This window comes from Claveliimonas sp. (assembly GCF_037273965.1).
Lineage (GTDB): Bacteria > Bacillota > Clostridia > Lachnospirales > Lachnospiraceae > Claveliimonas > Claveliimonas bilis.
The window spans coordinates 1-9,107 of sequence record NZ_JAYAZJ010000089.1 but is presented as its reverse complement, the minus strand read 5'-3'; the positions used below and the strand labels follow the sequence as shown (position 1 = coordinate 9,107).

General features: G+C 44.0%; 12 protein-coding genes and 2 tRNA genes. 5 read left to right on the top strand and 9 right to left on the bottom strand.

All coding sequences use genetic code 11. From position 1 onward, the window contains the following. Positions 1–180 precede the first annotated feature (180 nt). Positions 181–1,089 (bottom strand): DMT family transporter, encoded by a 909-nt coding sequence (locus WJ238_RS08430; RefSeq protein ID WP_337606677.1) that lies wholly within the window; start codon positions 1,087–1,089, stop codon positions 181–183. Between the two features lie 87 nt (positions 1,090–1,176). Between WJ238_RS08430 and WJ238_RS08425 the strand changes: the two genes are divergently transcribed. Then, positions 1,177–1,890: a TMEM164 family acyltransferase gene (locus WJ238_RS08425; RefSeq protein WP_524536995.1), complete on the top strand. Its 714-nt coding sequence runs from the start codon at positions 1,177–1,179 to the stop codon at positions 1,888–1,890. On the opposite strand, the gene WJ238_RS08420 is transcribed toward WJ238_RS08425, so the two are convergent. Continuing rightward, positions 1,844–2,737, bottom strand: coding sequence for a MerR family DNA-binding transcriptional regulator (locus WJ238_RS08420; protein WP_230105344.1), 894 nt, complete (start codon positions 2,735–2,737; stop codon positions 1,844–1,846). The two genes, WJ238_RS08425 and WJ238_RS08420, sit on opposite strands and share 47 nt — an antisense overlap. 67 nt (positions 2,738–2,804) lie before the next feature. Between WJ238_RS08420 and WJ238_RS08415 the strand changes: the two genes are divergently transcribed. From WJ238_RS08415 to WJ238_RS08405, 3 genes are all read left to right on the top strand, one after another. After that, positions 2,805–4,169, top strand: a complete 1,365-nt coding sequence (locus tag WJ238_RS08415; protein ID WP_230105343.1) for an MATE family efflux transporter — start codon at positions 2,805–2,807, stop codon at positions 4,167–4,169. A 95-nt stretch (positions 4,170–4,264) separates the two neighbouring features. Continuing rightward, a tRNA-Ala gene (locus tag WJ238_RS08410) sits at positions 4,265–4,337 on the top strand. A 34-nt stretch (positions 4,338–4,371) separates the two neighbouring features. Continuing rightward, positions 4,372–4,698 (top strand): DUF6465 family protein, encoded by a 327-nt coding sequence (locus WJ238_RS08405; protein ID WP_230105342.1) that lies wholly within the window; start codon positions 4,372–4,374, stop codon positions 4,696–4,698. A 97-nt stretch (positions 4,699–4,795) separates the two neighbouring features. Here the strand turns inward: WJ238_RS08405 and WJ238_RS08400 are convergent, their stop codons facing one another. From WJ238_RS08400 to WJ238_RS08370, 7 genes are all read right to left on the bottom strand, one after another. Further along, a complete protein-coding gene (locus tag WJ238_RS08400; protein WP_230105341.1) occupies positions 4,796–5,251 on the bottom strand; it encodes an Rrf2 family transcriptional regulator in 456 nt (151 codons plus the stop codon). Positions 5,252–5,397: 146 nt separating this feature from the next. Then, complete coding sequence (locus WJ238_RS08395; RefSeq protein ID WP_230105340.1) at positions 5,398–5,880, bottom strand: ATP-binding protein; 483 nt, start codon at positions 5,878–5,880, stop codon at positions 5,398–5,400. A 37-nt stretch (positions 5,881–5,917) separates the two neighbouring features. Further along, positions 5,918–6,721, bottom strand: coding sequence for a Cof-type HAD-IIB family hydrolase (locus tag WJ238_RS08390; protein ID WP_337606675.1), 804 nt, complete (start codon positions 6,719–6,721; stop codon positions 5,918–5,920). Further along, positions 6,718–7,239: a GrpB family protein gene (locus WJ238_RS08385; RefSeq protein ID WP_230105338.1), complete on the bottom strand. Its 522-nt coding sequence runs from the start codon at positions 7,237–7,239 to the stop codon at positions 6,718–6,720. Before WJ238_RS08385 ends, WJ238_RS08390 begins: the two co-directional genes overlap by 4 nt. 54 nt (positions 7,240–7,293) lie before the next feature. After that, the gene (locus WJ238_RS08380) at positions 7,294–7,932 is read right to left on the bottom strand and encodes a GNAT family N-acetyltransferase (RefSeq protein ID WP_230105337.1); all 639 of its coding nucleotides are present in this window, start codon (positions 7,930–7,932) and stop codon (positions 7,294–7,296) included. 29 nt (positions 7,933–7,961) lie between these two features. Then, the gene (locus WJ238_RS08375; protein WP_230105336.1) at positions 7,962–8,351 is read right to left on the bottom strand and encodes a DUF6483 family protein; all 390 of its coding nucleotides are present in this window, start codon (positions 8,349–8,351) and stop codon (positions 7,962–7,964) included. A gap of 2 nt (positions 8,352–8,353) precedes the next feature. After that, positions 8,354–8,827 (bottom strand): DUF1905 domain-containing protein, encoded by a 474-nt coding sequence (locus WJ238_RS08370; RefSeq protein WP_337606674.1) that lies wholly within the window; start codon positions 8,825–8,827, stop codon positions 8,354–8,356. A gap of 207 nt (positions 8,828–9,034) precedes the next feature. On the opposite strand from WJ238_RS08370, the gene WJ238_RS08365 reads away from it, so the two are divergent. Next, positions 9,035–9,105 (top strand) — tRNA-Trp (locus WJ238_RS08365). Positions 9,106–9,107 lie beyond the last annotated feature (2 nt).

The window sequence follows — 9,107 nt, the reverse complement described above, 5'->3', positions numbered from 1 at the left end:
CGCCCCTTGTGGACTTTCACCACAGACTGACGGCATGCCCGTCATACTACAAAAATCCGCCTATCCAGGAACTGGATTAGACGGATTCTTCTATCTGTCTCTTTTCATTTTATCAGACAAATTAACTTTTTGTAATATTTTTCCAGAAAAAATTTGTTTTTCATCACTTTTGCCTATAAATCAGCAGGCTTCCTTTTGTGCAATTTCACTACTCGGTCCGGGAATCTGCGCCAAAATGATTGCCACAAACATTAAGACGCATCCCATACTTTCTCTGACAGATAACTGTTCTCCAAGGATTACCCATCCTGCCAGTACTGAGATACAGGATTCCAGACTTAAGATCAAAGACGCAATGGTCGGATTCATATTTTTCTGTCCTATGATCTGAAGTGTATAGGCGACTCCGCTGGAGAGAACTCCTGCATACAAAAGCGGGATCCAGCTTTTTACAATTCCATCTGCCGTAGTTGTCTCCCAAAACATCATTGGTATCAGAGAGAGAACACCTGCCACAAAAAACTGAATACAGGACATCTTCACCCCATCTGTCTTCGGCGCAAAATGATCGATCACCAGAATATGCAGAGAAAATAGAAGTGCTCCAATGAACACGTATATATCACCTTTTCCTATAGAAAAGGACTCTGTAATGCACAGAAAATACAGCCCCGCCAGAGCGATAGCCACTGCCAGCCATACTTTCCATCCGGTTTTCTGTTTCAGAAAAATTCCAAGTACCGGAACCAATACAATATAGAAAGCAGTGATAAATCCGGCCTTTCCGGCTGTCGTATACTGAAGTCCAAGCTGCTGCATGCTGCTTGCCGCAAACAAGATCACGCCGCAGCTTAATCCCCCGGCGATCAGATCCTTTCTCTTGCCGCTGTTTTCCACATTCCCCTTTTCTCTTTTATTTAATTTTCCTAAAAGATAAATGCAAGGAAAAAGGGCAATTCCTCCGATGAATGATCGGATTCCGTTAAATCCAAAGGGCCCCAGATAATCCATACCTACACTCTGCGCTACAAAAGCTGTTCCCCAGATAAAGGCTGTCAGAAACAGCATACATGCATTTTTCTTTCTCATTCTCTTATCATTCCTTTTTCTTGACTTATTTCTTGCTTGTACATCTATCCAAAAGAACACGATACAGTACATTAGTATATCATATTCATGAAATTTTTCAAATGGTGTATAATAATGGAAAAGCTTTACACTCTTCATAAAACATGGCCGGAGGCAATCATGAAAAAATATCACTCTTTTTTCTTTCTATGGGGCATAATTATGCTGGTATCGGAAATCTGGAAGCAATATACACTTACTTTTGTGCTTGGACAGGGACACTATAATCTCTGGTATCTTCCCTTTCAGCTGTGCAGTATTCCGATGTATGTCTGTCTCCTTATACCATGGGTAAAAAATCCCCGCCTTTTGGGGATCCTGGCAGCTTTCCTGACAGACTATGGCCTTCTGGGAGGTATTTTTGCCTTCTTTGACACAAGTGGAATGCACTACGGATACGCTCCTTTGACTGTGCATTCCTATCTGTGGCATATTGTCCTGATTTTTATCGGCCTGACTGCCGCCTGCATTTTTCCTTCTTCATCCAAATGGTCCTGTTTTCTGGGAAGCACCGCTTTGTTTCTCGTCTGCTGCCTTATTGCGCTTATACTGGATCTTACCCTGGATTCCTACGGCACCATCAATATGTTTTATATCAATCCGGACTATCCTATGGCACAGAAAGTATTTTCTTCCATTGCCCTCGCAATTGGAAATACCCCGGGTATTTTAGTCTATATTGGAAGTATTATCTCTGGCGCTGCCCTCTTTCATATCATATGGCGGCAGGCTGCATCCCATCTGATCGGACCGGAATCATAATTTTGACAACGTAGGTGTCACCCTCGCCTCCTGCAAGATAACTGATCATATCATAGGCATACCCATCTCCGCAGATTTCCAGATTTTCTTTTTTGATAAAATCTATCAGGCATTTCAGCCCCTTCCCAAAAGTGGAGTAATCTCCTTTATGATTGACCTGGGCATAATAGCCTGCCGGTTTCATTCGAATATCTTCTTCGCATGAGCCCGGATTACTTTCTTTTCTTCTCTCATCTGTTCCTCTCCATTTCGTACCTTCTGAGATTTTACTGAAATATCCGTTTTCCTCCTCACAGCCGGCCAGAAGATTGGATCTTGAGATAATCGATCCAAAAACTGCCCTGTTTTTCAGACCATACCGCTCGCATTTTTTCATGTGCTCTCCCATTCTCCTGGCTACACTGTGTATATATTCCCCTTCCGGCGGGATGATCGAAGTAACCAAAAGCAATTCCTCTTCCTCATATTTCAGTTCCGGCTGATCATAGACATCATCCAGCGCATTTTCCGTCATTTTTATTGTATCAGAAAGAAAGCGGCTGATCTCTTCCAATTCCTCTTTTTTTCTTTCTATCTCCTCCTGCTTTTTCCGGAAGATCTCCAGAAAATGCGCCGTATCATAGTGGCTGAAATACCATTTGATATCATTTAAACTGCTGCCGGTATATTTCATCATTCGGATCAGATCATAATCAAAAAACTGTGCCGGTGTATAATATCTGTATCGGTTTTCTCCGAGCCATGCCGGTTTTAAAATTCCTATCTCATCATAGTGGAATAGTGTCTCTTTCGTCGTTCCGCACAATTCCGCAAACTCTCCGCTTGTGAGAAAATACTCTTTTTTCATACTCTTCTCCTTGACTATAGTCTTACCCTATAGTTTACTATGTCCTGCGAAGGAGGACAATATCCATATGAGCAATACAACAACTTTATATAAAGAACAAAACCGGATCTTTCAGGAAATGGCTCCCTTAAAACTTTTTCTGCGCTGTGCCCTGCCTAATATGATCAGCATGGCAGTTGTTTCACTTTATACCATCGCTGACGGTGTCTTTGTCGGGCATTATATCGGAGCCGAAGCCCTGGCTGCTATCAATCTTGTCATGCCTTTGATTATGATGAGCTTTGCTCTGTCAGATATGGTTGCTGTCGGCTCTTCCGTTCAAATCGCCATATGGCTTGGAAAAGGAGATGAAAAAATGGCAGGAAGCATCTTCTCTTCTTCCTGTCTTTTAATTTTGCTTTCTGCTGTTGTAATGGGCGCTGCTGCATACGCCTTCGCCTGGCCTCTTGTCCGCTTTCTGGGGGCATCCGGTGAGGTAGCTGTCCTGGCTGTCCGGTATATGCGGGTCTATGCAGCATTTTCCATATTCATCATGCACTTTTTTGCTGTAGATAACTATCTTCGCATATGCGGCAAAGTCCACTACAGTATGGCAATGAACGTTGGTATGTCCTTGGCTAATATCTTTTTGGACTGGATTTTTATCGGCATTATGGGATGGGGAATTGAAGCTGCTGCCCTGGCTTCCTGCCTGAGCCTGATGGCTGGAAATCTGATCTGTTTTTATCCGTTCTTCCGGGGAAAATTGCTTTTACGTTTTACTAAAAAGTTGATTCCCCTGAAAATGACCGGCAATATCATTGCGAATGGAAGTTCCGAATTTTTCAACAACATTTCCGGCTCAGTCTGTATGATGATCTTCAATGCAGCGCTTTTATCTTTTGGAGGCTATCTGGCTGTTGCCGCTTTCAGTATTATCATGTATGTAGACAGTGTGGTGAAAGCCCTGATGTTTGGCATGGCTGACTCCCTGCAGCCGGCTATCAGCTACAATTTCGGCGCCGGAAATCCTTCCCGCGTACGAGCGATCGAGAGGATCGGGCAAGCTGCCGCTTTCCTTTTATCCTTAGCTGTATTTCTTCTGATGCAGACTTTAGGCGAAACGCTTATTTCTCTGTTCAGCAGTGAAAATGCAGACCTGATGGCTATGAGCATCCACGGAATGCGGATTTTTGCTTTTTCCTATTTATTCAGCTGGTGTTCCATCCTGTCCGGCTCCTTTTTTACTGCTCTGAACCGTCCGGTATTTTCCCTTATCACCGCTTCCTGCAATACTTTTATCTTCCCGGTTGTATTTCTGCTGCTTTTATCCGGATTGCTGGAACTGGACGGCATATGGCTCTCTTCACCTGCCGCTTCTGCTACAGCTTTTCTTCTTGCACTGATCTTCCTTAAAAATACTTATGACCGGCTGAATGTCAGATCATCCTGACATTCCCGGCATATCATAACAAGCGTTAACTACGTCCGGCATTTTTATCTGCCAAAGTCTTGATTTTCCCTCCCGGAGTGTTATACTTTCTGTATGGGGTATTAGCGCAGTTGGGAGCGCGCAACATTCGCATTGTTGAGGCCACGGGTTCGAATCCCGTATACTCCATTTCTATTTTTCATCAGTTAAGGAGGTATCGGCGATGGAAAAAAAGAATATGCCGGGCGCATCCCAGGCACCCAAATCACTTGCAACAACAAAAGATACTACAATGGCTATTGAGACAAGAGCCGGTGTATTGAAAGATGCAGAGTCGGAAATACCAAAGTTCAAAGCCAATGTATATCTTCAATATCTGGGAAAAGAGTTCAGTACAAAAGAAATCCTGGTAAAAGCAAAAAACACCTGGATGAAAGAATCCGGAAAAGGTCCGGAAGATATAAAGAGTATCAATATCTATGTAAAGCCGGAAGAATTTGCAGCATATTATGTCATTAATGATGACGCAACCGGAAAAATTGACCTGTAAATATATTTCTACAGCAAAATTTTTCTTATTTTCCAAAAACAAAACACGCCTCTGCTCTGTCAGAAAAAGACAGATGCAGAGGCTTTTCTTTTCCAATTTATTCGGTATCCCCGGATGCCTCCTCCAAAAGCCGTGCATCCAGCGCTTCTTTCACATCCGCCAGAGTCATGGACTTCAGTTCCTGTTCCATGACATCCTGCACCTTTTTCAGACGATCATCCAGAAGAAAATGGATATTCCGGCCCACCGGGCACTTTGGATTCGGATTTTCATGAAAGTGAAACAGCGAGTTCTCCTCCACGCAGTCTACTGCCCGGTATATATCAAGGAAGGTAATGTCCTCCAGGGGTTTTGCGATACTTGTCCCTCCCGGTCCTCTTTTTACTTCGATCAGTCCCGCTGTTTTCAGCTGTGACAGCAGCTTACGGATAATAACCGGATTGACCTGTATACTCCCCGCCAGAAACTCGCTGGTGATCTTGAATTGCCCCTGAAAGGTATCTATGCAGGCGAGCATATGTACAGCAATTGTAAATCTGCTGGATATCTGCATCTTTTTCCGCTCCCTTCCCTGACACCGGCAGGCTGAAAACACTGCCTGTTTTGTTGTTCTTTTTGTCCGGTATCAGTTGCCATTTAGTATATGCTCCATTCTGCACAGTGTCAACTGCCTTTCGGCATTCCTTCCGTTTCCTTTTCTTAATCTGAAAGCCCCTTACTCACAATTGCCTTCGCCGGACAGTTCACATAGCAGTTGCCGCATTCATCGCAGCGGTTTCCCATGATCCGATACGGCGAACCGGGAACAATGGCATCAAAGGTACAGACTGTTTTACATTTTCCACATCCGATACATTGATCTGTGATCTTAAGTCCGGGAGGCACGATTTCCATACCGCCATAGGAAAATCTCTCTCTTTCCAGCTTATGATCCCGGTGTTCTTTTGCATAATCAAAATCATAGTACTCTCCCTTTGCACGGTAAAGAACAAAAATCCTGGTTGCGGGATATTTTTTCACATCATAGACAGCCACATTAAAGTCTCTGTTATGTTCCGCCTTCTTCTCCATCTCTTCCATGGAAAGCTCCCGGATGTCCCCTCCTATCCTGATGGTATATCCCGGATGGAAGGAAGGCAGGTTCTGCTCATTGTGCATCAGTGCGATTTTCATAAGGCTCATCCTTTCCTCCTTCTTCCGATCATTCTTCTGCTAATATTCAGAAAAACAGCTTTTCTAATGTGACAAGCACGCCGTCCTCCTCATTGGAGGGACAGATATGCTTTGCCGCGCGTTTTACGTCCGGCGCCGCATTTTCCATTGCATAGCTGTAACCGCAGTATTGGAGCATTTCAATATCGTTGCCTCCATCTCCGAACGCCGCACACTGTTCCGGTGAAATTCCCCACCGCTTTACAAGCCTTTTCAGTCCCGACGCCTTGTGACAGCCCGGGAGGATCACATCAATGGAGCCATGTCCGCTTGTTGTGGGCTCCGCCTTTCCCGCAAGCCTTTCCCTAAAAATATCATAATAATAATATGTTTTCTCATCCGGGACAGTAGGGGCAAATTTCAGGATCTGATCTTTCACCTTTTTAAAATCATCCGTCCATTTTAGTCTGTGATAATAGATTTTCGTTTTCTCAAAAAACTCCCCGTCTACTTCCCCTCTCTGGCAATATGCGCTCTCCAGCCCGCACATTACATTCTGTATCTCCGGATATTCCCTGCAAAGGTCAATAATCTCATTCACTGTCTCATCCGGCATTTCCGCCGCAAAAACCAGTTCTGTCCGGTCTTTGACAAAAGCGCCGTTTTCCGCTACAAAAGACAGCTCATCGTAATATCCCGGAAAAAGGTCCCGAAGCTGATAATATTGATTTCCGCTTGCCACTACAAAACGGCAGCCCGCCTCATTCATGCGGGACAAGATCCTGCGGAACCGAGGTTTATCATATGTATAATCGGCGTGGACAAAGGTTCCGTCTATGTCCACTGCCACCATTTTAATGTCCTGACTCATTGTTCTCCTTTCCACAGAAGCGCTTCCTGTTCCAGCTTCTTTACAAACTCTTCCTTTCCATCGCAATACCCTTCTATATCATAAGGGTAAACTTTCGCCAGCTCTGTTTTGAGACAGCCATATTGTTCCGCTGCCTCCCGGTGGGTCCTAAGATAATCTCTCACTGCAAGATGACGGGTGATATCTGCTTTGTTTTTTTCTTCAAAAATGTGTACCTGATGCGTCCTCTCATCTTGGCCTTTGCGCAGATACCTCCTTCCCCTGATGCCAAACTCTCCCAGATATTCATACCCTTCCTTTTCAAATTCAGAGGCCTTTTGATCTGTCTTTTCAAGGCTTCTTACTACAGGCATAATATCAATAATCGGCTTTGCAGCCAATCCCGGCACTGCCGTACTTCCGATATGGTAAATCGCAACGCAGTTCTCTCCCAAAATAGCTTTGATCTTCTCTGACTCTTTTTCATATTCTGCCGGCCACCTGGAATCGTAGTCTGTGACAATAATATGCTGTGCCATGCCCTCTCTCCTTCCGGAAACTTTTAGAATCTATTTTTCAAAGTATAAATCCTTTTATACTGACAGGCAGGAGTGACTTAGGATGTAAAATTCTTCCTGGCATGGAAGCACTTTCTTTTCCATTTTCTCCAGACTGTCATCATAGTCTTTTGCTTCCTTTTCATCAACCTGCATTACAGGGCTGTCGTAATACATCCATTTCCTTCCATCTAAAGTATTTTCCCTCAGCTCCTTTGCCAGCATAGCGGTCGGATAAGAACCATCCGGCAGGCAGATGTGATATCTGCTGCTGCTTTTAAATCCCCGGCTCACGTAATTTCCGGGATCGCCAAATATCACTACTACATCATAGCCCATCTGCCTTGCTTTCTGAAAGGAATGTTCCATGAGTTGTTTTCCATATCCCATCCTCTGATATTCAGGCAGAATGCTGACGGGACCGAATGTCAGGATTGCTTTTTCTTCCCCGGCTTCATCCACCAGTTTCGCCTTTGTATACATGATATTTCCGATCACCTTGCCATCCAGCTCAATAACAAAGTCCAGCTCCTTTATAAAATCTTCGTGGTCCCTCATAATATGGACCAGATAATGTTCCATACATCCCGGGACATAAATATTGTAGAAAGCTTTTCTTGTAATCTCCTCTACTGTCTTGTAATCCTTTTCTGTTTCATTACGAATCACTATCATTTTTTACCGTTCTCCTGTTCTGCATATATTTATATATTGATATCCTGATAGAACTGTCCGTATCCGGCATTTTCCATCAACTGCTTCATACCATCCAGCGCCTCTTCCCTGGAATAATTGTGAAGCTGTAAAAATTCCTCTTCTTTTTCACTTACATACTGATAAAAAACCGCTGCTACTCTCACGCTGTTTCTATCCGAATAGTCTATTCCATCCAGCAGGATATTTTCCGCTTCGTTTACGTTTCCTTCATCCACCATTTCCATATAATCCGGCAGCTTCATTCCGGATACTTCCGTCTTGTTCTGCTTTTCCTCTTCCACAGAAATGTATGACTTTCCCAGCATCAAAGAAAACAGCACTCTCACCATTTCCTTGATCAGCCGCATAATATAGTCTTTTTCGTCCTCGAAATTCATCTTTACTCCCTCTCTTTTACCACAACATGAATGGAATCTCCGTCCTTTTTCCCAAGCTTTGTCCGGATCGCTTTCAGAACTCCGATGATATAACACACATTTCCATCAGCATCCTTCACTCCCATATTGAAAATGCTTCCGTTGTAGGGAATCCCGTCAAACTCTGCATGGACTTTGACTCTGCCCCTGCCGAAGACTTCCTTAATGTTCCAGGGGAAGATCACGTAGGCTCCTCCTTTTTCCGGAATTTCATGGATGATCTCATCATATTCAAATACTTTTTCCATATACTCTTCTCCGCTTTCCTTCTCTTTTCGCCGTCCCAGCTCCAACCCTCCGGGTTCTCGCTGTCGGGCTTTCGCCTCTTCTTCGCCGTCCTTCCCTTTTCGCCGTCCCAGCTCCAACCCTCCGGGTTCTCGCTGTCGGGCTTTCGCCCTATAGAAATACAAAATGCCCAAATTGCCTGCAAGCGGCATTTTGGTCTTTTGTATTTCTGCACGGCTCATTGCCTACGCCATATTATACCATACTCTTATCTCATAAACTCCTGGTTTTTTCTTTTGAAATATTTTTTCTGTCTTGGCAAACCTGTAAAATAGCAATTTTTTCAAAATAACAATTGACAAAATACTCCCGGCTGTGATATAAATATCTAGTGACCGATTTAGGTCGGGAACAGGTACAGGGGATTGGTCAAATGGTATGACAGGAGTCTCCAAAACTCTTAGCGGGAGTTCGATTCTCTCATCCCCTGCT